The sequence below is a fragment of the Streptomyces sp. NPDC102406 genome (assembly GCF_044765725.1).
In the GTDB taxonomy this organism is placed as follows: Bacteria; Actinomycetota; Actinomycetes; order Streptomycetales; family Streptomycetaceae; genus Streptomyces.
Genome location: NZ_JBIWKP010000003.1, coordinates 626423 through 649871 on the forward strand (window position 1 = coordinate 626423; position 23449 = coordinate 649871).

Annotated in this window: 18 protein-coding genes; 9 read left to right on the forward strand and 9 right to left on the reverse strand. The window is 74.0% G+C overall.

All coding sequences use genetic code 11. The annotated features are described in order from the left end of the window. The first annotated feature begins 4 nt into the window (after positions 1–4). The 4 genes from ACIRF8_RS16810 to ACIRF8_RS16825 all read left to right on the forward strand — a co-directional run bounded on the left by ACIRF8_RS16810 (position 5) and on the right by ACIRF8_RS16825 (position 4916). Positions 5–1855, forward strand: coding sequence for a gamma-glutamyltransferase family protein (locus ACIRF8_RS16810; RefSeq protein WP_404215435.1), 1851 nt, complete (start codon positions 5–7; stop codon positions 1853–1855). A gap of 165 nt (positions 1856–2020) precedes the next feature. Then, positions 2021–2884 carry an inositol monophosphatase family protein gene (locus tag ACIRF8_RS16815; protein ID WP_404215437.1) on the forward strand — a complete coding sequence of 288 codons (864 nt, stop codon included), beginning with the start codon at positions 2021–2023 and terminating at the stop codon, positions 2882–2884. Positions 2885–2994: 110 nt separating this feature from the next. Continuing rightward, positions 2995–4404 carry a phytoene desaturase family protein gene (locus ACIRF8_RS16820; RefSeq protein ID WP_404215917.1) on the forward strand — a complete coding sequence of 470 codons (1410 nt, stop codon included), beginning with the start codon at positions 2995–2997 and terminating at the stop codon, positions 4402–4404. After that, the gene (locus ACIRF8_RS16825) at positions 4401–4916 is read left to right on the forward strand and encodes an O-acetyl-ADP-ribose deacetylase (RefSeq protein ID WP_404215439.1); all 516 of its coding nucleotides are present in this window, start codon (positions 4401–4403) and stop codon (positions 4914–4916) included. Before ACIRF8_RS16820 ends, ACIRF8_RS16825 begins: the two co-directional genes overlap by 4 nt. Positions 4917–5377: 461 nt before the next feature. Here ACIRF8_RS16825 and ACIRF8_RS16830 read toward each other — a convergent pair whose 3' ends face one another. The 6 genes from ACIRF8_RS16830 to ACIRF8_RS16855 all read right to left on the reverse strand — a co-directional run bounded on the left by ACIRF8_RS16830 (position 5378) and on the right by ACIRF8_RS16855 (position 11236). Continuing rightward, complete coding sequence (locus ACIRF8_RS16830; protein WP_404215441.1) at positions 5378–6577, reverse strand: cytochrome P450; 1200 nt, start codon at positions 6575–6577, stop codon at positions 5378–5380. Further along, a complete protein-coding gene (locus ACIRF8_RS16835) occupies positions 6574–7395 on the reverse strand; it encodes a 4Fe-4S domain-containing protein (RefSeq protein WP_404215443.1) in 822 nt (273 codons plus the stop codon). Before ACIRF8_RS16835 ends, ACIRF8_RS16830 begins: the two co-directional genes overlap by 4 nt. Further along, positions 7389–8384: a 3-oxoacyl-ACP synthase III family protein gene (locus ACIRF8_RS16840; protein WP_404215445.1), complete on the reverse strand. Its 996-nt coding sequence runs from the start codon at positions 8382–8384 to the stop codon at positions 7389–7391. Before ACIRF8_RS16840 ends, ACIRF8_RS16835 begins: the two co-directional genes overlap by 7 nt. A 71-nt stretch (positions 8385–8455) precedes the next feature. Then, positions 8456–9691, reverse strand: a complete 1236-nt coding sequence (locus tag ACIRF8_RS16845) for a beta-ketoacyl-[acyl-carrier-protein] synthase family protein (RefSeq protein ID WP_404215447.1) — start codon at positions 9689–9691, stop codon at positions 8456–8458. After that, positions 9688–9945 (reverse strand): phosphopantetheine-binding protein, encoded by a 258-nt coding sequence (locus ACIRF8_RS16850; RefSeq protein ID WP_404215449.1) that lies wholly within the window; start codon positions 9943–9945, stop codon positions 9688–9690. The genes ACIRF8_RS16845 and ACIRF8_RS16850 overlap by 4 nt, the downstream gene beginning before the upstream one ends. Before the next feature lie 190 nt (positions 9946–10135). Beyond that, positions 10136–11236, reverse strand: coding sequence for a beta-ketoacyl-ACP synthase 3 (locus ACIRF8_RS16855; RefSeq protein WP_404215451.1), 1101 nt, complete (start codon positions 11234–11236; stop codon positions 10136–10138). Positions 11237–11612: 376 nt separating this feature from the next. On the opposite strand from ACIRF8_RS16855, the gene ACIRF8_RS16860 reads away from it, so the two are divergent. From ACIRF8_RS16860 to ACIRF8_RS16875, 4 genes are all read left to right on the forward strand, one after another. Next, positions 11613–11939 (forward strand): trypco2 family protein, encoded by a 327-nt coding sequence (locus ACIRF8_RS16860; protein WP_404215453.1) that lies wholly within the window; start codon positions 11613–11615, stop codon positions 11937–11939. Between the two features lie 55 nt (positions 11940–11994). Continuing rightward, positions 11995–16011, forward strand: coding sequence for a trypsin-like peptidase domain-containing protein (locus ACIRF8_RS16865; RefSeq protein ID WP_404215455.1), 4017 nt, complete (start codon positions 11995–11997; stop codon positions 16009–16011). Positions 16012–16234: 223 nt separating this feature from the next. Beyond that, a complete protein-coding gene (locus ACIRF8_RS16870) occupies positions 16235–17701 on the forward strand; it encodes an AlkA N-terminal domain-containing protein (protein WP_404215919.1) in 1467 nt (488 codons plus the stop codon). A 12-nt stretch (positions 17702–17713) separates the two neighbouring features. Continuing rightward, complete coding sequence (locus ACIRF8_RS16875) at positions 17714–18211, forward strand: methylated-DNA--[protein]-cysteine S-methyltransferase (RefSeq protein WP_404215457.1); 498 nt, start codon at positions 17714–17716, stop codon at positions 18209–18211. On the opposite strand, the gene ACIRF8_RS16880 is transcribed toward ACIRF8_RS16875, so the two are convergent. Both ACIRF8_RS16880 and ACIRF8_RS16885 read right to left on the reverse strand, forming a co-directional pair. Then, the gene (locus tag ACIRF8_RS16880; RefSeq protein WP_404215459.1) at positions 18208–19659 is read right to left on the reverse strand and encodes an MFS transporter; all 1452 of its coding nucleotides are present in this window, start codon (positions 19657–19659) and stop codon (positions 18208–18210) included. The two genes, ACIRF8_RS16875 and ACIRF8_RS16880, sit on opposite strands and share 4 nt — an antisense overlap. Then, positions 19656–20639, reverse strand: coding sequence for a nucleoside hydrolase (locus tag ACIRF8_RS16885; protein ID WP_404215461.1), 984 nt, complete (start codon positions 20637–20639; stop codon positions 19656–19658). The genes ACIRF8_RS16880 and ACIRF8_RS16885 overlap by 4 nt, the downstream gene beginning before the upstream one ends. Before the next feature lie 252 nt (positions 20640–20891). On the opposite strand from ACIRF8_RS16885, the gene ACIRF8_RS16890 reads away from it, so the two are divergent. After that, entirely contained in the window at positions 20892–22049 is a 1158-nt protein-coding gene (locus tag ACIRF8_RS16890; protein ID WP_404215463.1) for a glycerate kinase, read from the forward strand. Between the two features lie 180 nt (positions 22050–22229). Here the strand turns inward: ACIRF8_RS16890 and ACIRF8_RS16895 are convergent, their stop codons facing one another. Further along, on the reverse strand, positions 22230–23426 hold the full coding sequence (locus ACIRF8_RS16895) for a PucR family transcriptional regulator (RefSeq protein WP_404215465.1): 1197 nt from the start codon (positions 23424–23426) through the stop codon (positions 22230–22232). Positions 23427–23449: the final 23 nt, after the last annotated feature.

Sequence of the window (23449 nt, forward strand, 5' to 3'; positions counted from 1 at the left end):
TCACTTGTTCACCACCCGCCCCACCCTCCAGGGCACCTTCGGCATGGTCTCCTCCACGCACTACCTCGCCTCCCAGTCCGCGATGGCGGTCCTGGAGGACGGCGGCAACGCCTTCGACGCCGCCGTCGCCGCCGGTTTCGTCCTGCACGTCGTCGAGCCGCACCTGAACGGGCCCGCCGGCGAGGTGCCGATCATCCTCGCCCCGGCGGGCGGCGACGTACGCGTGCTCTGCGGCCAGGGCGTCGCCCCCGCGGGCGCCACCGTCGCGCACTACAAGGACGAACTCGGCCTCGACCTCGTCCCCGGCACGGGCCCGCTCGCCGCCGCCGTGCCCGGCGCCTTCGACGCCTGGATGCTGCTGCTCAAGGACCACGGCACGAAGGCCCTCGCCGACGTCCTCGCCTACGCCATCGGTTACGCGGAGGACGGACACGCCCCCGTCGAGCGCGTCGGCGAGACCGTCGAGACGGTACGCGAGCTCTTCACCACCGAGTGGCCCACCTCCGCCGAGGTCTACCTGCCCGACGGCAAGGCCCCCGCCCCCGGCGAACTGCTGCGCAACCCCAAACTCGCCGCCACCTGGAAGCGGCTCGTGGCCGAGGCCGAGGCGGCGGGCCCCGACCGCGCCGCGCAGATCGAGGAGGCCCGGCGCGTCTGGCGCGAGGGCTTCATCGCCGAGGCGCTCGTCCGCCAGGCCCGGCAGCCCACCCTGGACACCAGCGGCGAACGCCACACCGGCACCCTCACCCGCGACGACCTCGCCTCCTGGCGGGCGACCTACGAGACCCCGGCGACCTACGACTGGAACGGCTGGACCCTGTGCAAGGCGGGCGGCTGGAGCCAGGGCCCCGTCCTCCTCCAGCAGCTCGCCCTCCTCCCGCCCGAGCTGCCCGCCTACGGCTCCGCCGACTACGTCCACCTGCTCGTCGAGGGCTGCAAGCTCGCCATGGCCGACCGCGAGGCCTGGTACGGCGACGCCGCCCCCTGCGGCGTACCGGTCGCCGAACTGCTCTCCGAGGACTACAACGCCGCACGCCGCGCCCTGATCGACCCCGGCAAGGCCTCCCACGAGCTGCGGCCCGGCAGCCCCCTCGGCGCCGAGCCGCGCCTGAGCGCCCACGCCGGCGCCGTCGCCGCCGGGGAGCCCGGCTCCGACGCCATGGGCGTGGCGGGCGCGGGTGAACCCACGGTCGCCAAGAGCCCCACGTCCCCGGTGCCGGGCGAACCCGACGTCGACGCCGACGGCCTGACCCGCGGCGACACCTGCCACCTCGACATCGTCGACCGCTGGGGCAACATGGTCGCCGCGACCCCCTCCGGCGGCTGGCTCCAGTCCAACCCGGTCGTGCCCGAGCTGGGCTTCCCCCTCGGTACGCGCCTCCAGATGACCTGGCTGGAGGAGGGGCTGCCGAACTCGCTCACCCCGGGCCGCCGCCCGCGCACCACACTGACCCCCTCGCTCGCCCTGAGGGACGGCGTCCCCGTGCTGGCCTTCGGCACGCCCGGCGGCGACCAGCAGGACCAGTGGCAGACGCACTTCTTCCTCGCGGTGGCGCTGCGCGCGTCCGTCCGCGGCGGCCTCGACCTCCAGGGCGCCATCGACGCCCCGAACTGGCACAACGACTCGTTCCCCGGCTCCTTCTTCCCGCGCGGCATGCGGCCGGGGTCGGTGACCGTCGAGTCGCGCATGGATCAGGAGGTCGTCGCCGAGCTGCGCCGCCGCGGCCACGAGGTCACCGTCGCCGACGCCTGGTCCGAGGGCCGCCTGTGCGCGGTGGCCCGCGACCCGCGCACCGGCGTCCTGTCGGCGGCGGCCAACCCGCGCGGCATGCAGGGCTACGCCGTCGGCAGGTGACGTCCAGGGGCGGAACCGTGAGTGGGACGGTGGGCGGAACCGTGAGTGGGACGGTGGGTGGAACGGGGGGTGGGACGGTGGGTGGAATCGCTGTTTTCATGGTGATTCCACCCACAGTTCACCTGCGCAGAACGCGTTGTCAGTGGGGCGTGTTCTCATGGAGACATGATCGATACAGCAACAGAAAGCATCGACGACTTTCTGACCCGCAATGTCACCCAGCAGCTCCTGACCGACGTGGAGCGGACCGTCCGCGCCGCTGCCGCCGCCGAGATAACGCCCCGTTTCCGGCAGCTCGCCGCCCACGAGATCGAGCAGAAGAGCGCTCCGCACGACCTGGTCACGGTCGCCGACAAGCGCGCCGAGCAGTACCTCACCCGCGAGCTGACCGCCCTGCTGCCCGGCTCCGTCGTGGTCGGCGAGGAAGCGGTCGCCGCCGACCCCGCGACGTACGAGGCGGTCCGGGGCGCGGCCCCCGTCTGGATCGTCGACCCGGTCGACGGCACCCGCCAGTTCGTCCACGGCGACCCCGGCTTCTGCACCCTCGTCGCCCTCGCGCTCGACGGCGTGGTCCTCGCCTCCTGGACGTACGCGCCCGCCCTCGGGGAGTTCGCCGTGGCGGTCCGCGGCCGGGGCGCGCGGCTCAACGGCAGGGTGCTGCCCGCCGGCGCGCCCGTGCCCGGCCGCGACCTGCGCGTCGCGACCTCGCACCCCGACTTCACCACCGACGAGCAGAAGCGGACCCTGCTGGGGCTGCGCACCGAAGGGGTCGCCCCGCGCCCCTGCGGCTCGGCCGGGCTCGAGTACCTGGCCGTCGCCCGCGGCGACCTCGACGCCGTCGCCTTCGGCTGGGAGCTGGCCTGGGACCACGCGGCCGGACTGCTCCTGGTCGAGGAGACCGGTGGCGCGCACCTCACCCGCGACGGCGTCCCCTTCGCGATCACCGGGGGCAACGCGCTGCCCTTCACCGCGGCACGCGACGCGGCGACGGCGCGCCGCGTCGCCGGACTCCTGGCCGGCGGCGCCTGAGCGCGTCCGCCGGGCGCGGGACGACACCCGCGCCCGGCGTTGTCGGTGCTCAGGCATATCCTGTGCGGGCAGTGGCCGTCGGCTGACGAAGGAGTCCGAAGGTGCCGTCGATGCTCGATGCCGTCGTCGTGGGTGCGGGGCCGAACGGACTGACCGCCGCGGTCGAACTGGCCAGGCGGGGCATGTCCGTGGCCCTGTTCGAAGCGGAGTCCACCGTCGGCGGCGGCGCACGCACCGAGGAGCTGACGCTGCCCGGCTTCCGCCACGACCCGTGCTCGGCGGCGCACCCGCTGGGCGTCAACTCCCCGGCGTTCAGGGCGATGCCGCTGGAGCGGTACGGACTGCGCTGGGACCAGCCCGAGCTGCCGATGGCCCACCCGTTCCCCGACGGCACGGCCGCCGTCCTGTCCCGGTCCGTCGCCGAGACCGCCGCCTCCTTCGGGCCGCGCGACGCCGGTGCCTACCGGCGCATGGTCGAGCCGCTGCTCCCGCGCTGGGACACCCTCGTGCGGGACTTCATGTCGCTGCCGCTCAGCGCCCTGCCCCGGGACCCGGTCACCCTCGCCCGGTTCGGGCTGCTCGGCCTGCCACCCGCCACCTGGGCGATGCGCCGCTTCCGCGACGAGCGGGCCCCCGCCCTCTTCGCCGGGCTCGTCGCCCACACCATCGCCCCGCTCAGCGGCTTCGCGACGTCCGCGATCGGCCTCGTCTTCGCTCTCGCCGCCCACGCGCGCGGCTGGCCCCTCGTCCACGGCGGCACGCAGTCCCTCTCCGACGCCCTCGCCGCGTACCTGAAGGACCTCGGCGGCACCGTCCACACCGACTACGAGGTGAAGCGGCTCGACGACCTGCCGCCCGCGCGCGCCTACGTCTTCGACACCTCGCCCACCGCCCTCGCCCGGATCGCGGGGCTCGGCCGCTACTACGACCGGTTCCGCTACGGACCCAGCGTCTTCAAGATCGACTACGCGCTCGACGGCCCGGTCCCGTGGACCGCGAAGGAGGCCAGGGTCGCGGGCACCGTGCAGGTCGGCCCGTACCGCTCCGACATCGGCAAGGCCCTGCGCGCCGCCTCGGTCGAGAACCGGGCGCCCGAGGTGCCGTTCCTCATCACCGTGCAGCCGAGCGTCGTGGACGCCACGCGCGCGCCCGAGGGCAAGCACACGTTCTGGGCGTACGGCCACGTCCCCAACGGCTGGGACGGCGACCTGACCGACGCCGTCGAGCGCCAACTGGAGCGCTTCGCCCCGGGCTTCAGGGACCTGGTGCTCGCCCGCGCCACCGCGGGCCCGCCCCGACTGGCCGTGCGCAACGCCAACTACGTGGGCGGCGACATCGCCTGCGGCTCGGTCGGCGGACTCCAGCTCCTGCTGCGCCCCAAGCTGTCCCTCTCCCCGTACACGACCCCCCACCCGGCCGTCTTCATCTGCTCGTCGGCGACACCGCCGGGGCCCGGCGTGCACGGCATGTCCGGGCACAACGCGGCGAAGGCCGTGTGGCGCAGGCTCCGCGCGTCATGAGCACCCGATTGACCCTCGTCCTTGGCGACATCACACGGCAGGACGTGGACGCCGTGGTGAACGCGGCGAACTCCTCCCTGCTCGGCGGCGGCGGGGTCGACGGCGCGATCCACCGGCGCGGCGGCCCTGACATCCTCGCCGCCTGCCGCGCGCTGCGCGCCTCGCACCACGGGAAAGGTCTGCCGACCGGGCAGGCCGTCGCCACCACGGCGGGGCTGCTCCCGGCCCGGCACGTCATCCACACCGTCGGGCCGCGCTGGTCGGCGACCGAGGACCGGTCGGAGCTGCTCGCCTCCTGCTACCGGGAGTCGCTCAAGGTCGCCGCCGGGCTCGACGCCCGTACGGTGGCGTTCCCGGCGATCTCCACCGGAATCTACGGCTGGCCGCTGGACGACGGGGCGCGGATCGCCGTCGAGACGGTCCGCGAGACCGCCTCGCCGACGGTGGAGGAGGTGCGGTTCGTCGTCTTCGACGACCGGGCCCATGAGGCGTTCGCCCGGCATCTCACCTGAGCCCCGCGTCTTCTCGGGTCGCCTGCGCCTTCCCGGGTCGCTCGCGTCTTCTCGGACCGCTCGCGTCTTCTCGGGTCGCCTGCGTCTTCCCGGGTCCCCTGCGTTTCTCGGGTCGCCTGCGTCTTCTCGGACCGCTGGCGTCTTCTCGGACCGCTGGTGTCTTCTCGGACCGCCTGAGCCTTCCCGGGTCGCCCGTGTTTCTCGGACCGCTCGCGTCTTCTCGGGTCGCCTGCGCCTTCCCGGGTCCCCTGCGTCTTCCCGGACCGCCTGCGCCTTCCCGGGTCGCCTGCGTCTTCTCGGACCGCCCGTGTTTTCCCGGGCCGCCTCCGCCTTCTCGGGCCGCCTGCGTCTTCCCGCGTCGCCCGCGTCCTCCCGGACCGCCCGCGTCTTCCCGGTCCGCCCGCGTCTTCCCGGTCCGCCCGTGTTTCCCCGGACCACCCACCCCTCGCGGTGCACGCCGTTCACCAAGTGACGGGCAGCTCCCGCAGGCCGAGGACGATGGTCCGCGTGGTGGGGACGAGGTCCTTCTCCGCGACGGCGAGGCGCAGGGTGGGCACCCGGCGCAGCAGCGTCCCGAGGATCGCCCGCAGCTCCACGCGGGCCAGCGTCTGGCCGAGGCACTGGTGCACGCCGAACCCGAACGCCAGGTGGCGGCGGGCGTCCCGGTCGAGATCGAGGGTGTCGGCGTCCGTGCCGAACAGGCCGGGGTCGCGGTTCGCCGTGGACAGCATGCACAGTACGCCCTCGCCCGCCGCGACGGTCACCCCGCCGATCTCGACGTCCCGCGTCGCGGCGCGGGCGAGCCCCAGGTGGATGATGGTCAGGTGCCGCAGCAGTTCCTCCACCGCGCCGGGGACCCGCGCCGGGTCCGCCCGGAGGCGGGCGGCCGTCCCGGGGGCGCGGAGCAGCGCGTACACGGAGACCGCCGTCATGTTCGCCGTCGACTCGTGTCCCGTGACCAGGAGCAGGAAGCCCAGCGAGGCGACCTGCTGCGCGGTGAGGTCGGCGCGGGCCGCGAGCCGGCTGAGGATGTCGTCGCCGGGTTCGCGGGTCTTCAGCTCGGCGAGGCGTTCGAGGTAAGAGGTCAACTCGGCGTGCGCTGCGCTCACTTCGCCTTGCGAGGCGGTGTTGTCCAGCAAGGTGCGACTGAGCGACTGGAAGCGGTCGTGGTCCGAATAGGGCACGCCGAGCATCATGCAGATCACCAGCGAGGGGATCGGCAGGGCGAAGTCCCGCACCAAATCGGCCGGTTGGCCGCCCGCGAGCAGCGCGTCGAGCTGTGCGTCGACGATCCGCTGGATGCGGGGGCGCAACTCCTCCACGCGGCGCACCAGGAAGTCCTTGGCGACCATGCGGCGCAGACGTGCGTGCTCCGGGTCGTCCATGCGGATGAAACTCGGTCGCTGGGTGGCCAGTTGGCGCTGAGCGGCGGAGAGGAACGGAAAGCCGGGCGTCCGCGCGTCGGCGCTGAACCGGGCGTCGGACAGCACGGCCCGCACCTCCTGATACCCCGTCACCAGCCAGCAGGGCGAACCGTCCGGCAGGACGGCGCGGGTGACCGGGGCTTGCCGGGCCGCCTCGGTGTAGGCCGGGGGCGGGGTGAACGGGCAGGTCCCGTACGGCGCGGGCAGGGTGAGCGGGACGGGCGGGGCGGAGGTCATGACGGGGGAGCGCCTTCCATGGACCTGACGGAAGCGGAAGCGGGTGCGGGTGCGGGTGCGGGTGCGGGAGCGGTAGGGGGAGGGGGAGCGGTGAGCTGGATGGCGCCGCTGGGGCACAGCGCGGCGGCGAGGCGCAGCCGCTCCGTCACCTCGGGCCGCTCGTCGACGAGCGTGACCAGCCCGTCCTCGTCGTGCGCGAACACCTCGGGGACGGTGGACACGCACTGACCGGCGCTGCAACAACGCCCCGTGTCGACGCGCACCGTGGGCCCGTCACCGGGCGTGCGCAGCGTGTTCAGCGTCGTACACGCCATGGCGCACTGGCCCACCAGGACGAGCAGTTCGAGCAGCTCGGGCGGGGTGAACAGTCCGGCCAGCTCACACCACATCGCCTCGGGGAGAGGGGTGCCCACCGCGAGCGGGTCCACCGCGCGCAGCGCCACCGCCTCACGCGCGCTCCAGCCGTACGGGGCCTCACCCGCGGCCGGGACCGGTTCCGGGGCGGCGGTGGCGGCGACGGCGGCCTCCGGGACGCCGAGGTCCCGCGCATGGGCCTCGTGGCGGGCGCGTACGAACGGGGAGCGCAGGCGGTGCGCGGTGCGCAGCATCACCAGCTCACGCAGGCGCGGCTCCAACAGGGCCTGATGGGTGAGCACTTGGGCCAGATGCAGCCAGGCCTCGGCGAGCGGCGGATGGTGGGCGAGCGTACCGAACAGGTTCTCGCGGCCGGACCCGTCCCGATGGGAGGCGTGCAGCAGTTCACGCAGCGCGGACGGCCACGCGTGCGGGGGCAGCGGGGCGATGCGCGGCGTCACCACGAGCACACCACCACCCCGGCGCTGGCCCCGCTCGCGAACCCGAACAGGCCGACGAGATCGCCCCGTTGGAGGCGTCCGGACTCCGAGGCGGTGGCGAGCTGCAGCGGGATGGTGTTCGTGGCGACGTTGCCGTGGGTCGGGAACGTCGGCTGGATCCGGTCCACGTCCACGCCCACCCACTCGCAGGCCACCTTCGTGAACGCGACGGACGGCTGATGGATGCAGATTAGGTCCAGGTCCGCCGTGGCCACCCCGAGGGAGCGCACGGCGGCCCGTACGCGCTGCGGCAACCCCGCGAAGGAGGCGACGAGTTGCGCCGAGTCGATGTGCAGACGGCCCAGGGCGCGATGACGGGCGTACGGGTTCGGGAGGGTGGCGGCGGGCCAGCCCCACGAGTTGGCGAAGAAGCGCGCGCCGAGCACGCCGGGCCGCTCGGACACCTCCATGAGCAGGGCGGACCCCATGTCACCTGTGCTCAGGCTGGGCAGCGCCGTCAGGACGTCGTCCTGGGTGTCGACCGCCCACCGGCTCTCCCGGGTCGAGACCTCCGCGGTGGTGATCAGGACGCGCCGGTACTGGCCCGCCCTGATGAACGCGTCGGCGACCTCGATGGCGTTGAGGACACCGTTGCAGGCGTTCTTCAGGTCGAACACCGGGCAGCCCAGGCCGACCTTGTCGGCGACGACATGGGCGGTGGCGGGCTCCTCCATGTCGGCGAGGATGCCCGTGAAGATCAGCAGATCGATGTCCGCGGCGGCCACACCCGACCTCGTGAGGAGCGTCCGCGCGGCGTGCGCGGCCAGGTCGGACGGCTGCTCGTCGGCGTCCGCGACGGTCCGTTCGAGCAACCCGTACATGTGCTGGAGCACGCCACGGCCCAGGGTGACGTCCGGACTGTGGGCGCGGAAGCGGTCCTCCGCCTCGCCGACGGTCTGGCGGCCGGACGGCACGTGCACGGCCACATGGGAGAGGGAACTGTACGCGGTCATGGGGATGCGCTCTTTCCTGCGAAGGACACGGCGGACGGCCCGGCATGGTCGGCGGCGTGGCACGGCCGGGGTCACACCGGGACGAACACGAGCACGACGTTGTGCCCGCCGAAACCGAAGGAGTGGCTGACGGCGGCCCGCACCCGCTGCGTCCGCGGCGCCCCGGTCACGCAGTCGAGGGGGAACCCGAGGTTGTCCGGCGTCAGGTTGGCGACCGGCGGCACCGTGCCGTGGTGGACCGTCAGCGCGGTGACGGCCGCCTCGACGGCCCCGGCCGCGCCCAGGCTGTGGCCGAGCACGCCCTTCGGCGCTGTCACGCTGGGGCCGTGCGGCAGGACCCGGCCGATGAGTTCCGCCTCGGTCCGGTCGTTGAGCGGGGTGGACGTGCCGTGCGCGTCGACGTGGTCGACGTCGCCGGGGGACAGGCCGGCCTCCGCGAGCGCGGCGCGCAGGGCCGTCTCCGCGACGACGCCGCCCGGCGCGGGCGCCGTCGGATGGTGGGCGTCGGTGGACTGACCGGCCCCCGCGAGCAGCGCGTAGCCGCGCCGGCCCCGGGCCCGGGCGTCCGCCGCGCGCTCCAGGACACAGACCGCGGCGCCCTCCGCCATGACGAAGCCGTCCCGGTCGGCCGCGAACGGCCGCGACGCGGCGGCGGGGTCGCCGCCCCGCGCCGACAGCGCGCCCATGCGCTGGAAACCGGTCGTGACGACCGGGCCCACGGCCGCCTCGGAGCCACCGGCGACGGCGATGTCGCAGGCCCCGCTCAGCAGCAGGTCACGGGCGACGACCAGGGCGCCGGCCCCCGAGGCGCACGCCGACTGCGTCGCCAGCGACGGGCCGCGCGCGGCGAGGTCAAGAGCCACCTCGCCCGCCGCCATGTTGGGGATCAGCATCGGCACGAGCGTCGGCGCCACCAGTTCGGGCCCGCCCTGGTGGAAGCGGAGCGTCTGGTCCTCCAGGTGCCCGGCGCCCGCGAGCCCCGAGCCGATGACCACGGCGACGCGCGCGCCGTCCCAGCCGGTCCCCGGGGTCAGCCCCGCGTCGGAGACGGCCTCCCGGGCGGCGAGCACGGCGAGCCGGGTGAAGTCGCCCATGCGCCACGCCTTGCCACCGCCGATCCGGCCCAGGGCGGGCGGGAGTTCGGGGACGCGGCAGGAGAAGTCGACGGGGCAGCCCTTCAACTGGGGGTCGCGGGTCGCCGTGGACGTGCCGCGCAGCAACCCGTCCCAGGTGGCCTCGCGACCGGCACCGGCCGGGGTGAGCAGGCCCAGACCGGTGACGGCGACACAGCGGTCCGGTGTGGTCATCGGGCCCCCGCCGCGGTGCGCTTGCCGGTGAGGGTGGCGGTCAGTCCGGCGACGGTGGTCCGCTTCGTGGCCTCGGACTCGGCCACCGGCACGCCCAGGCGCTCCTGGAGGGCGAGGGCGAGTTCGGCGAGCGCGAGGGAGTCGAGGTCCAGGCTTTCCAGGGTGGCGTCGGGGCGGACGCGGGCCGGGTCGATCTCGAACTTCTCGGTGAGCAAGGCGATGAGGGCGGACCCTTCCGGGGACTGTGCGGACATGGCGAACCTTCCAGACTGATGTGAGGGGGGCCGAGCGGATGGGGCTCGGGGATGTGGTGCGGATGGGGGTGCGTGGAGGGGCCGGACGCTGTGCGCGGTGTGGCTCGGAGGCGTTGGGGGCGGTGCGGGCGTTGCGGGCGTCGAGAGTCATGGCCCAGCTCCCTTACGCGAAACGGATGGTGACGCGGTGTCAGGGGCAGGCCGTGGCGGGCGCGGCGTCGGTGCCGACCGGTGTCACACCCGCGTCGACCGGCGCGACCGCCGGCAGGTCCGGCCAGAGCAGCGTCGCGGAGGCCCAGGTCAGGCCCGCGCCGAACGAGGTGAGCAACACCTTCGCCCCTACGTCCAGTTCGGCGCGCGACGCGGCGTCGGCGAGGGCCAGCGGCAGGGAGGCGGCGCCGGTGTTGCCGACCCGCTCGATGTTGCTGACCTGTCGGGCGGCGGGCAGCCGCAGCCGCTCGCCGACCGCGTCGAGGATCCGGGCGTTGGCCTGGTGGGCGACGAACCGGTCCACGTCGTCGGTGCTCCAGCCGGTGCGGGCGAGGACCCGCCGCGACGACTCGGTCATCCGGACCACCGCGTGCTGGTACACGGCACGGCCGGCCATCCGGAAATGCCGGTCGGCGGGGGCGTCACCGAGGGGCCCGGCGCGTTCGGCCGCGCCCCCGCCCGGGACCTGGATCAGCTCGTGCCCACTGCCGTCGCTGCCCAGGTCGAACGCGAGCAGGCTGCCCGGCTCGCCGTACGTGCCCCGGCGCAGCAGCACGGCGCCCGAACCGTCGGCGAAGACCACACCGGCGGCCCGGTCGGCGGGGTCCACGAGCGTCGAGTAGACCTCGGCGGCGACCAGCAGCACCCGGCGCGCGTGCCCGGCGGCGAGCGCCCCGGCCGCCGCGGCCAGGCCGTAGCCGAAGCCGCTGCACGCCGCCGCGACGTCCCAGGCGGCCACCGGACCGAGCCCGAGCCGGGCCGCGAGGTGCGGCGCCATCGCGGGCATCGGCCGGTCCGGCGTCGAGGTCGCCACGAGGACGGTGTCCGGCTCGGGGCCCTCCAGGCCGGCCAGCACCCGGCCGGCCGCCTCCAGCGCCAGGTCACCGGTGCGGACCCCGGTCCCCGCCCAATGGCGGGTGGCGACGCCGGTACGCCGCCGCACCCAGGCGTCGTCGACGCCCCAGGCGGCCGGAAGCTCGGCGTTCGGGACCCGGCGCGGAGGCACACAGCCCGCGAGCCCTTCCAGAACCGCGGCCGTGCGGTCAGAAGGAGCCCCTGCGGGACGGTCGGCTACGGTCACTCGAACCTCGCTCTGTTCCTGGTGACGGCCGCGTACGACCGCCGGGGAAACGAATCAGCGGCACGACTGTAGGCACAGAAAAGAACCCCGAAAACCAGTCATATCGTCCCAACAGCGCGGCTGATTTGTCGTGTTGGCTCATTCCTCGCAGGTCAGGGGCGCGCGTTGCGCGAGGGGGGCGGGCGAACCACCTTCGCGCGCCCCTCTCGTGTCACCCGGAGGGGTGTGCGCGCCCGTGTGCGGGAGGCGGCCCGGTGACCGGTGGGCGCCCTGAGGGTCGGCGCGGTCGAACGCCCCCGGCCGCGGCCGGAGTTGCATTACCTTGGCCGCAGGTGAACAGGCCGTTCCCGGCGGTGCGGCCGGAACGGAGCCCGTCGTGGAACAGGAACCCTGGGTCGGTCTGTCCGACGCCGTGCGCGGTGTGCGGCAGGAGCTCGAAGCGGCCCTCGATGACGGCAAGGATCAGCGCATCCTCTTCGAACTCGGCCTGATCGAGATGGAGTTCGGTGTGGATGTGCGCAAGGACAGGTCCGCCCAGGCCGGTGTGAAGGTATGGGTGGTGAACGCGTCGGCGGGCGGTGCGGGCGGCAGTACCGCCACGAGTCGGCTCAAGGTCACGCTCAACCCCGTGGACGAGGAGGGCAAGGCTGCCCGCATCGCCTCCCGGAAGGGCACCCCGCCACCCCCGCCGCCGGTCTCCTGAACGCGGCGTGAGCGCCCGGTGACGAAGGCCGGGGCGAGGAAAGGGGGGTGCGGTGATGCGGTACGACGCGGGGGACCGGGTCATGACCGTCTGGGGCGGGCAGTACGGGTCCGGTTATCTGATCGCGCCGCGGCTCGTCCTGACGGCCGCGCATGTCGTCGCGGGCGGCCCCCACGTCCAAGTGCAGCCGCTCGACGCCGAGTCCACCGGACAGGCGGGGGGCACGGACACCTCGTGGCTGCCCTGCGAGGTGGTCTGGCGCCGTGACGACGACACCGTCGACGCGGCCCTGCTCCGTGTCACCGCGGACCCCCGGCGTACCCCCGTCGTCGGTGACGTACAGCGGTGGGGGCGGCTGACCGGGGGCGACCGGGGCGAGCCGTGGCAGGCCATCGGCTTCCCCGACATCGCCCCCGTCGTGGCGGGCCGGCGCGACTGCGAACACCTCTCCGGGACCATCAACCTGGGAGGGCGCAGGCGCGGTCGTCGCTACGCCGCCGTCATCGACGGGAACGCTCCGGGCGATCTGGGCGACTCCCCCTGGTCCGGTACCTCGGGCGCCGCCCTGTTCTGCGGTGATCTCCTGACCGGCGTCATCATCGTCGATCCCGCGCACTGGCGGCACGGCAGGGTCGAGGCCGTACCCGTCGAACTCCTCGCCGCCGACCCCGAGTTCCGCCGCCTGGTCGAAGAGGCGTCCGGCACCCCGTTGACCGTGGAGTCCGTGGAACTGGCACCTCTTCTCGCCCCGCATCTGCCCTACCGTCCCGTCACACCGCTGGGGTTGCTCCGCGCGGACGCCGAGACCGTGCCGTTCCACGGGCGGGAGGATCTGCTCGCCGAGGGCGAGGAGTGGTGCACGGCACGGCCCGCGGGCGCCGAGGACGTGTCCCTGCTCCTGCTCACCGGAGCCGGCGGTCAGGGCAAGACCCGCTTCGCCCGCGAACTGACCCGGCGTATGCGCGCGCACGGCTGGATCGCCGGTCTGCTCGCCGAGACCACGCCCACCGAACGGACCCTGCGGGCGCTGACGCGGTCACAGGCTCCCGTCCTGTTGGCGGTCGACTACGCGGAGGGCCGCTCCGGAGCGCTCGGCGCCCTGCTCGCCGCGCTCGCCGAGCGCCGCGGAGGCCGGGCGCTGCGTCTGCTCCTGCTGGCCCGTGGCTCCGGTGAATGGTGGGGGACGCTGCGCGCACGCCACCCGACGGCGGCCGAACTGGCCCGGCCCGCACGCACTCTGCCCGCGCTGGACCCCACCGACGGCCAGGCCGATGTCCACCGCGCCGCGGTCGTCGACGCCTTCGCCGCGGCCCTGTCCCGCCTCGACCAGTACGAGGGCACCGAGTGGGCGCCGCTCGCCGAGGCGCTGCACGGTCCTGCGGACCACGAAGAGGGCGGCATGTGCACGCCCACCGCCCTGGAGCGGCACAGGGACCTGCTGGTCGCCCTGTTGCAGAGCGGCCCCGAACCGGTGCCGGAACGGGCGGGCGCCGGACATGGCACCGAAGCGGCCCTGCTCGACCACGAGTGGCGTTACGGGGACAGGGTCGCCGCCGCGCGTGGTCTGACACTGTCCGAGCGGGCGCGGCGCCGGGCGGTCGTCGTCGCCTGCCTCGTCCGCCCCGCCGGTGAGTCCGACGCGTTGACCGCCCTGCGCGCGATGCAGGGGCTGCGGGATCAGTCGGAGGACCGCCTCCTGGAGGTGGCGGGTTGGCTCGCCGCTCTCTATCCGCCGGGCGATGCCGCGCTCGCCTGGGACTCGCCGCGCCCCGACCGGCTCGCGGAACACCACGTGGCCGAGACGGTCCGCGTCTTCCCGGACCTGCTCGACACCTTCCTGCCCGCACTGCCCGCCCGCCTCTCCTACCAGGCCCTCATCGCGCTCGGCCGCGGCTGGCAGCAGGAGCCCGACCTCGGCGAGAGCGTCACCCGGCTCATCGCGGCGCACGGCCCCCGGCTCGGCCCCGTCGCGGTGGCGGCCGTCTCCGAACTGACGGACCCCGCGCCCGTCGTCCGCGCCGTCGACCTGCTCCTCACGCCGGCGAAGCTCCCGCACGACATGCTCGTCGCGATGCTCCACGTCATGCCCGAGCACAGTGAGGCCCTGCGACGGGCCGCGCTGCACATCGCGTACGTGCTCGTCAAAGGCTTGATGAAGGAGCTCTCCGACGGGAGCGGCGAGGAGGATCGGGGCGAGCTCCTGTCCGACCTCGTGGTGGCTCTCGAACAGCTCACCTGGCGGCTGACGCAGGGCGGTGTCGCACGCGCCCGCCAGGACACCGAGAACACCGATCACCTGTTCCAGCTCTTGCAGGGGGTGGCCGCCACCCTCGTACGGGAACAAGGGGAGGAGCACACGCCCTGCCTGGTGACCGCGCTCAGCCTGTCGGCCCTCAATCTGGCCGACACCGGGCGCGCGCAGGAAGCCCTTCCCCTTGCCGACGAGGCCGTCCGCACAGGACGTACCGCCCTCGACGCCCAGGACGGCCTCAGCCGACTGCTCGGAGCGCTCAACACCCGGGCCCTGGTACTCGGCAGACTTGGCCGCCACGACGAGGCGGTGGCCTCGCTCGAAGAGATCGGCGAGCACCTGAAGGACCCCGAGGCCCGGATCTCCGCGGTCCAGTCGTACGGCTGGCAGGGCAACCTCGCGAGCGAACTGGACCTGGCCGGACGGCCCGAGGAGGCGGCGGAGGTGTTCGACCGCACGCTCCCACGCGCCCGGCAGCGGGCACGGTCCGTCCCGGACAGCGGCCGCGCCGAACTCGGCAGCGTTCTCACCCAGGCGGCCGAGGTCCGGATGCGCGCCGGACAGCCCGCCGCCGCGCTGACGTTGATCGAGGAGGCGCTCGGCTGCCTGCGCCCCCTGGCCCGCAGGACACCGGAACCGTACGCCCGCCACGTCGTCCGCCTCCTGGAGATGACCGCCACCTGCACGCGGGAGGCCGGTGACAGCGGGGCCGCCGCCGAAGCGCTGGCCGAGGCCGAACAGTGGTGCCGCGCCCGCGCTCCGCACGATGCGACGATCCGCCCACGCCTGGTCGAGGTGCTCAGGAAGCTGACCGCGGTCCGCCGTGGCCGGGGCGAGTACCGACTGGCCCTGCGTGCGGCCAACGGAGCCGTACAGATCCTGCTCGACCTCGCCGAGGAGCCCGACGGCCAGGGCGGTCCTGACGAACTCTTCGACGCCCTCCTGGAGTTGGAGAAGGCGTTCGACGCATTCGGTGCTCCCGGGCGGGCCCTCAGCACCCTCGACCGGGCGACGGAGCTGTACGACGCGGGCGCGCGCTCCACGGCCCGGCCCGGCCTCGACCGGTCCGACCTGCTGAACCGGCGCGGCAACCGGCGTGCCGCGCACGGTGACCGGGAGGGCGGTCTCGCCGATGTGGCCGAGGCCGTCCGGCTGCGCCGCGAGGTCGCCGGGCACGTCCCCGACGGCAGGCTGCGGCTCGCCCTGAGCCTGTCGGATCTCGCCTGCCGGCATCTGCCCGACCGGGCGGCGCAGGGCTTGGCCCCGGCCCGCGAGGCCGTACGCATCCTGCGTGACGAAGCCGTGCACGGCAGGGCCACGGCTCTCGATCTCAACAATGCTGTCGTCAACCTGGTCGGCCTGCTCCTTGCCACCGGGCACCCGGCGCAGGCGCTGGAGGTGGTCGACGATGCCCTGAACGCCGGGCAGAGCCCGCCGAACACCGAGCGTGCCGCGCTGCTGTGGGCGCTCAGAGCCGAGGCGCTGACCGGTCCGCACCGCCCTGAGGAGAGGGCGAGCGCGGCGCGGCGGGCCGTGGACCTGTACGCGACGCACGCCCGGCAGGCCGACGCGCCGTCCACCGAGAACCCCCGCGGCCCGGCGCTCGCCTTCGTGTGCCTCGGTGAAGCTCTCCTGGTGCTCGCACGGGCCTCGGACGACGTCGATCAGGAGCGGCTGCGGGAGGCGGTCGGCGTGCTGGCGGGGGCGCTGCGGCTCACCTTGCACACCGGGATGACCGATCTGGCCGCCCGTGCGGTGTCCGCGCTGCGTTCCGTCGAAGCCCCCGCATCCGCCCCCGGGAAGGGCGACGGAACCGGCTGACCTCCATGTCGGATTCTCGCCAGCCGACCCGCTCACCATCCATGATCCTTGAACCATGCCCACCGACAAGGCACCCGACAAGGCACCCGACAAGGCACTCGACAAGGCACCCGACAAGGCACCCGACAAGGAACTCGACACGGCACCCGACAAGGCACTCGACAAGGAACTCGACACGGCCCCCGGCGACCCGCGCACTCCGGCGGAGGCCGGGACCGCCGCCATGCACACCGACACCGAGCGGTGTGTCCGCGCGGTGCAGGCCAAGGACACCCGGTTCGACGGGGTGTTCTTCACCGCCGTCCTGACCACCCGCATCTACTGCCGCCCCGGCTGCCCCGTCGTGCCGCCCAAACCGCGGAACATGGTGTTCTACCCGAGCGCCGCCGCCTGCCAGCAGGCCGGGTTCCGGGCCTGCAAGCGTTGCCGGCCCGACACCAGCCCCGGCTCGCCCGAGTGGAACCAGCGCGCCGACCTCACCGCCCGCGCCATGCGGCTCATCGCCGACGGGACCGTGGACCGCGAGGGCGTCCCGGGCCTCGCCCGCCGCCTCGGCTACAGCGCGCGCCAGATCGAACGGCAACTGCTCGCCGAACTCGGCGCGGGACCGCTCGCCCTCGCCCGCGCCCAGCGCGCCCAGACCGCGCGGCTGCTCATCGAGACCACCGGGCTGCCCATGGCCGACATCGCGTTCGCCGCCGGGTTCGCCTCGATCCGCACCTTCAACGACACCGTCCGCGAGGTCTACGCACTCGCCCCGGGCGAGCTGCGCGCACGGGCCCCCAAGGGCCTGCCGAGCGCACCGGGCGCGATCACGCTCCGGCTGCCGTTCCGCGCGCCCCTCCACCCCGACAACCTCTTCGGACACCTCGCGGCGACCGCCGTACCGGGCGTCGAGGAGTGGCGCGACGGCGCGTACCGGCGCACGCTCCGCCTGCCCCACGGCCACGGCGTCGTGGCCCTGACCCCCGGCGTCCAGCACATCGGCTGCCGTCTGGTCCTCACCGACCAGCGTGATCTGACCGTCGCCATCAGCCGTTGTCGCCGCCTGCTCGACCTCGACGCCGACCCGGTCGCCGTGGACGACCGGCTGCGCACCGACCCGCTGCTCGCGCCCCTCGTCGACAAGGCGCCGGGCCGCCGGGTGCCGCGCACCGTCGACGAGGCCGAGTTCGCCGTCCGGGCCGTGCTCGGGCAGCAGGTCTCCACCGCCGCCGCCCGCACCCACGCGGCCCGCCTCGTCCAGGCCCACGGCGAACGGATCGACGACCCCGACGGCGGCCTCACCCACCTCTTCCCGTCCCCGGCCGCGCTCGCCTCCCTCGACCCCGAGTCGCTGGCCCTGCCGCGCAGCCGCCGCACCACGCTCACCACACTCGTACGACAACTCGCCGACGGCGCGCTGGTGTTGGGTCCCGAGTCCGACTGGGACGAGGCCCGCGCGCGGCTCGGCGCACTGCCCGGCTTCGGGCCCTGGACCGTCGAGGTCATCGCGATGCGCGCCCTCGGCGACCCGGACGCCTTCGTCCCCACCGACCTCGGGATGCGGCGCGCGGCACGGGAGTCGGGACTGCCGCACACCCCGGCCGCCCTCACGGCGCGTGCGACGGCCTGGCGGCCCTGGCGGGCGTACGCCGTCCAGTACCTGTGGGCCACCGACAGCCACCCCGTCAACCACCTGCCCGCGTAAGGACGTACGGCCATGGAACGCAAGGAACACAAGCAGCACACCGTCATCGACAGCCCCTACGGGCCGCTCACCCTCGTCGCCACCGACGGCGCCCTGTCCGGCCTGTACATGACCGAGCAGCGCCACCGCCCCGCCGAGGAGACGTTCGGCGCGCGCGACGACCGGCCCTTCGGCGCCGCCGTCGACCAGCTCACGGCGTACTTCCAGGGCGAGTTGACCACGTTCGACCTGCCGCTGAACCTGCGGGGCACGCCCTTCCAGCGCGCCGTCTGGCAGCAGCTCCGGCGGATCCCGTACGGCGAGACCCGCACCTACGGCGAGCTGGCGGCGGCGCTCGGCAACCCGGCCGCCTCCCGCGCCGTGGGCCTCGCCAACGGCAAGAACCCCGTCGGCGTCATCGTGCCCTGCCACCGCGTCATCGGCGCGAGCGGCGGCCTCACCGGGTACGGCGGCGGCCTGGACCGCAAGCGCCGCCTGCTCGACTTCGAACGCGGCACCGCTCTCTTTTAGACCTCCTCGGCGGGGACCTCCGCGTCCACCGGCTTCGGGATGAGCAGCGAGGTGGACAGGGCCGCCACGATGAGGACGAGGCCCGCCACGACACCGGCGCCGTAGCCGCCGACGGACGACCCGTCGGCGGGGGCGACCGCGTCCATGACCGCGTAGAGGACGACGAAGCTGAGCCCCGCGCCCAGGTTGAAGCAGCCCGCGTTGAGACCCGGCAGGAAGCCCGGGTTCTCCTTGGGGGAGAGCAGGATGCCGAGCCCGTTCAGCATGATGTTGACCGTGCCCGCGTAGGTCGCTCCGAGGAGGATCGAGGCCGCCAGGAGCAGCCCCGGGGAATCCGCGCGCAAGGTCAGCAGCGCGAGCACCGTGGCGAGGGCGGTGGCGATCAGGCCGATGCGCAGCACGCGGCCGTAGCCGAAGGACGCAGCGAGCCGTCCCGCGAGGGGGCCCATGGCGAGGCCTGCGAGCGCGTAGGGCGTCAGCGTCCACCAGGTGGCGCCCTCGGCGCCGAGGCCGAGGCCGACGGCGGTGTCCTGGGCGAAGCCGGGCAGCAGGCCGTTCATGATGGCGAAGACGCCGGTCATCGTCAGCATCGTCGACAGCAGGATCGACCAGGTGGCGCGGCGCTTGAGCAGGTGTGTGGTGACGAGCGGGTGCGCGGCCCGCTTCTCCGTGCGCCAGAACGCCCAGAAGGCGAGCGCGGCCACGACGAGCAGGCCGAGGGTGAGCGGCCGGTTCGCGTCGGCCAGCTTGCCCGCCTCGTTGAAGGCGATCAGCAGGGCGCCGACGGAGACGACCAGGAGCGCGACGCCGGGCCAGTCCATGGGCGGGCGCTCGTCGGCGCGCGAGTCGGGCGCGAGGAACCGCACCAGCAGCGCGGCGAGGGCCGCGAAGCCGGTCATGACCCAGAAGATCGAGGCGTAGCCGTGGTGCTCGGCCAGCGAGCCGCCCGCGAACGAGTCGACGCCCGCGATACCGCCGTTGACCGCCGTGACCAGGCCGAGCAGGGTGCCGTACCGCTTCGGGTCGGGGACCTCGACACGCAGCATGATCAGCGCCAGCGGGATGGTGGGGCCCGAGGCGCCCTGGATGACGCGGCCCACGGCGAGCGTCCCGACGGAACCGGCGAGCGCGGAGATCACGCAGCCGACGGCCATCAGGACCATCATCCCGGTGAGCACCTTGCGCCGGCCGATCAGGTCGCCGAGGCGCGGCAGGAACAGCGAGAACAACGCGGCGGCCGTGAAGAAGGCCGTCTGGGTGACGCCGATCGCCGACGCGGTGGTGTGCAGCTCGTCCGCCATCGTGGTCAGGGCGGGGCTGAGCATCGACGCGTTGAGCTGGAAGGCGAAGCTGGCCGCGAGGAGCGCGACCATGAGGGCGCCGACCCTCGCCGGGCGGCTCGTGCGGGAGCCGTCGGCGGGGGTGTGGGGGGAGGCGGCGACGTTCATGCTGCGTGCTCTCCGTGCTCTCCGTGCTCACCGTGCTCACCGGGGGTTCCGATGCGCACGAGAGCGTCCACGACGAGGTCCCAGAAGCGCGCGTGGTCGAGCTCGACGGCGACCTGGGTGTGGCAGTCGGCGGGCGCGGGGGAGCGCAGGTCGGTCACGGTCATCCCGAGCGTGAGCGCGCCGCGCAGCTCGATGTCGACGGGTGCCTTGCGTACGGTCATGACGCCCGGGTCGATGACGTAGGCGACGGCGCACGGGTCGTGCACGGGCGGGTGCTCGAAGCCCTGGTTCTCCCGGTACGCCTCGCGGAAGAACTCCAGGAGCTCCAGGACGAACGCGGCGGGCTTGGTGCCCACGGCGGCGATCTGCTTCTCCACCTCGGGGGTGGCGAGGGCCTGGTGGGTGAGGTCGAGCCCGACCATCGTGACCGGCCACTTCTCGTTGAAGACGATGTGGGCGGCCTCGGGGTCGATGACGATGTTGAACTCGGCGACCGGGCTCCAGTTGCCCTCGTGGAAACCGCCGCCCATCAGCACGACCTCGCGCACGCGCTCCACGATCCGCGGTTCCTTGCGCACGGCCAGGGCGATGTTCGTCAGGCCCGCGGTCGGCACGATCGTGATTTCGCCGGGCTCGTGCGCCATGACGGTGTCGATGATGAGGTCGACGGCGTGACGGTCGTCGAGCTCGGTGGTCGCCTCGGCCAGCTCGGGCCCGTCCAGGCCGGTGTCGCCGTGGATGTCCGCGGCGGTCTCGATCTCGCGCACCAGCGGGCGCGCGCAGCCGGCCGCGAACGGCACCCCGGTGATACCGGCGATGGCCGCCACCGACAGGGCGTTGCGGGTCACCTTCTCCAGGGTCTGGTTCCCGACGACGGTGGTCACGGCGACCAGGTCGATGTCGGGATTGCCGTGCGCGAGCAGCATGGCGATCGCGTCGTCGTGCCCCGGGTCGCAGTCGAGAATGATCTTCCTGGCCAACGGAATGAGCCCCTTCGCTCCGGAGCGCCGTCGCTCCGGCTGGAAAAACTGTCCACGGAAAGCTCACCGGTCGCCACCCGGGTTGTCAACGCGCGTAGATGACCAAAAGGGGACGATCCGCTTTGTGGAGACCTCCGAAAGGTGATCGATCATTTCCCGGACAGCCATGGGCAGCGGACGCCTCCTGCGGTTATGGTCGCACCGGCGCGACTGCCTTGACGCGAGCAAGGCCGGAACAGCAAGGGGAGCAAGGTGGCGGACGCTGCACAGGCCGCGCGGCACGTGTTGATCGCGGCGGACAAGTTCAAGGGCTCGCTCACCGCGGTGCAGGTCGCCCAGCGGGTGACCGCGGGGCTGCGCCGGGTCGCGCCCGATATCGACATCGTGTCCGTGCCGGTCGCGGACGGCGGCGACGGAACGGTGGCGGCGGCGGTCGCCGCCGGGTTCGAACGCCGAGAGGTGCGGGTCACCGGTCCGCTCGGCGAGCCGGTGACCGCCGCGTACGCGCTGCGCGAGGGCACGGCGGTCGTGGAGATGGCGGAGGCGTCGGGCCTCCAGCTCCTGCCCGAGGGCGTCTTCGCCCCGCTCACCGCGACGACGTACGGCTCCGGCGAGGTCATCGCCGCCGCGCTCGACGCGGGCGCCCGCACGATCGTCTTCGGCGTCGGCGGCAGCGCCACGACCGACGGCGGCGCCGGCATGCTGGCCGCGCTCGGCGCCCGGTTCCTGGACGCCGCGGGCGCACCCGTCGGACCCGGCGGCGGCGCCCTCGCGACGCTGGCCTGCGCCGACCTGTCCGGCCTCGACGCCCGTCTCGCCGACGTGGAGATCGTTCTCGCCAGCGACGTCGACAACCCGCTCACCGGGCCCAAGGGCGCACCCGCCGTCTACGGCCCGCAGAAGGGCGCGACGCCCGAGGACGTGGCCGCGCTGGACGCCGCCCTCGCCCACTACGCGAAGGTGCTCGGCGAGAGCGGGTCCGTCGGCCCGAAGGCCCGGGAGCACGCCGCCTCACCGGGCGCCGGTGCCGCGGGCGGCGTCGGCTACGGGGCCCTGGTCGGCCTCGGCGCGAGCTTCCGGCCCGGGATCGAGGTCATGCTCGACGTCCTCGGTTTCGCGCCCGCCCTCGAAGGGGCCACGCTCGTGATCACCGGTGAGGGTTCCCTCGACGAACAGACCCTGCACGGCAAGGCCCCCGCCGGGGTCGCCGCGGCGGCGCGGGCCGCGGGCATCGAGGTCGTCGCGGTCTGCGGACGCCTCGCCCTGGACCCCGCGAGCCTCGGCCGTGCGGGGATCCGCCGCGCCTACGCCCTGACGGACCTGGAGCCGGACGTGGCCCGGTGCATCGCCGAGGCGGGGCCCATCCTGGAGGATGTGGCGGAGCGCATCGCGGGCGACTTCCTGAGCTGAGCGAGTGCGCCCGCGCGTCACCGGGTGCGGGTCTCGTCGTGGCTGGTCGCGCAGTTCCCCGCTGCGCCTCCAGGGGGCTGCGGCGAAGCCGCATGCCTCAGGGGCGCGGGGAACTGCGCGACCAGCCCCCACCGGCCCGCGGCCTGCGACGAGACCCGCCCCCCACGGCGAGAACCCCCCTCACCCGGCGGACAGCCGATACGCGTCGAGCGCCAGCGTCATCTCCATCAGATCCCGCGGCCGGGACAACGACCGCGAGGTCAACTGCTCAAGCCGCCGCAACCGGTTGAACACCGTGTTCCGATGGCAGTACAGCCGCCCGGCCGCCCGCCCGGCGGACCCCTCGCAGGCCAGCCACGCGTCCAGTGTCTCCAGGAGCACGGCCCGGTCCGCCGGTTCCAGGGACAGCAGCTCACCGAAGACCCCGGACACGAGCCGCTGTGCGAGATCCGGCTGGCTGACGACCAGTGCCGTCGGCATGCGCTGGTCCAGACGGACGACGCCGGTCGTCTCCGGCGGGCAGGTGCGCAGGGCGAGTTCGGCCAGGCGGCGCGCGTGCCCGAGCTCGGTGAGCCCGGTGACGACCGGACTGAGCCCGCCGGGCCCCGGGCAGCGCCCGTCGAGCAGCGCCGCCAGCTCGTCGAGGGTGCGGCCCGCGCCGAGCGCGACCACGCCCACCTCGCAGTCCGCGCGCATCCGCCACACGAACCGGAACCCCGGGTCCTGGATGCGCCGGTGGAACGCCTCCCGTCCGTCCCGTCGCTCCACCCGCAGCACCACGACCGTGTACGGGCCGTGCTCGGGCAGATCGAGCCCGGCCGCCGCCCGCGCCGCCAGACCCGGCGTGGGGCGGCCCTCCAGGAGCGCGTCGAGCAGGGCCTGCATCTGCTCGTCGGTGCGGCGCCGCAGCTCCAGCTCGGTGGCCCGGTACGCCTCCGACGCCGCCTCGGCCTGCGCGTCCACCGCCGCCCACACCATCGTCGCGGAACGCATCAGCGCGGAGAGCCGGTCCGGTTCGCCGCCCGCGCTCTCCATCAGGGCGTCCCAGACGAGATAACCCGCGTTGCGGTAGGCGTGCACGAGCAGATCGAGGGGGAGGCCCTGCCCGGCCCGGCGCCGGCCCGCCTCCTCCGCGTAGGCCAGATCCCGGCGCGCTGACTCCGGCGGCGCCGAGATCGTCTCGATGCCGATCCGGATCGCCTCCTCGGCCTCCCGCCACTGGACGTCGTAGGGCAGCACCCGCGCGTACACGTCGGAGTACGCGAACAGTTGCCGCAGATGCTCGTCGACCAGCTCGGGCACCCGCTCCAACAGGGTCGTGCACGCCTCCTTCAGCAGCTTCCAGTCCTGCCCGGTGCGATGCCTGCGCCCACCCATCGCCCCTCCAACGGCTTGTAAAG

Coding starts and splice junctions, on each gene's coding strand:
- ACIRF8_RS16895 (WP_404215465.1), bottom strand. CDS start 23,426: ATGGGTGGGCGCAGGCATCGCACCGGGCAGGACTGGAAGCTGCTGAAG.
- ACIRF8_RS16825 (WP_404215439.1), top strand. CDS start 4,401: ATGAGCACCCGATTGACCCTCGTCCTTGGCGACATCACACGGCAGGAC.
- ACIRF8_RS16875 (WP_404215457.1), top strand. CDS start 17,714: ATGGAACGCAAGGAACACAAGCAGCACACCGTCATCGACAGCCCCTAC.
- ACIRF8_RS16880 (WP_404215459.1), bottom strand. CDS start 19,659: ATGAACGTCGCCGCCTCCCCCCACACCCCCGCCGACGGCTCCCGCACG.
- ACIRF8_RS16830 (WP_404215441.1), bottom strand. CDS start 6,577: ATGACCTCCGCCCCGCCCGTCCCGCTCACCCTGCCCGCGCCGTACGGG.
- ACIRF8_RS16815 (WP_404215437.1), top strand. CDS start 2,021: ATGATCGATACAGCAACAGAAAGCATCGACGACTTTCTGACCCGCAAT.
- ACIRF8_RS16820 (WP_404215917.1), top strand. CDS start 2,995: ATGCTCGATGCCGTCGTCGTGGGTGCGGGGCCGAACGGACTGACCGCC.
- ACIRF8_RS16850 (WP_404215449.1), bottom strand. CDS start 9,945: ATGTCCGCACAGTCCCCGGAAGGGTCCGCCCTCATCGCCTTGCTCACC.
- ACIRF8_RS16865 (WP_404215455.1), top strand. CDS start 11,995: ATGCGGTACGACGCGGGGGACCGGGTCATGACCGTCTGGGGCGGGCAG.
- ACIRF8_RS16840 (WP_404215445.1), bottom strand. CDS start 8,384: ATGACCGCGTACAGTTCCCTCTCCCATGTGGCCGTGCACGTGCCGTCC.
- ACIRF8_RS16845 (WP_404215447.1), bottom strand. CDS start 9,691: ATGACCACACCGGACCGCTGTGTCGCCGTCACCGGTCTGGGCCTGCTC.
- ACIRF8_RS16870 (WP_404215919.1), top strand. CDS start 16,235: ATGCACACCGACACCGAGCGGTGTGTCCGCGCGGTGCAGGCCAAGGAC.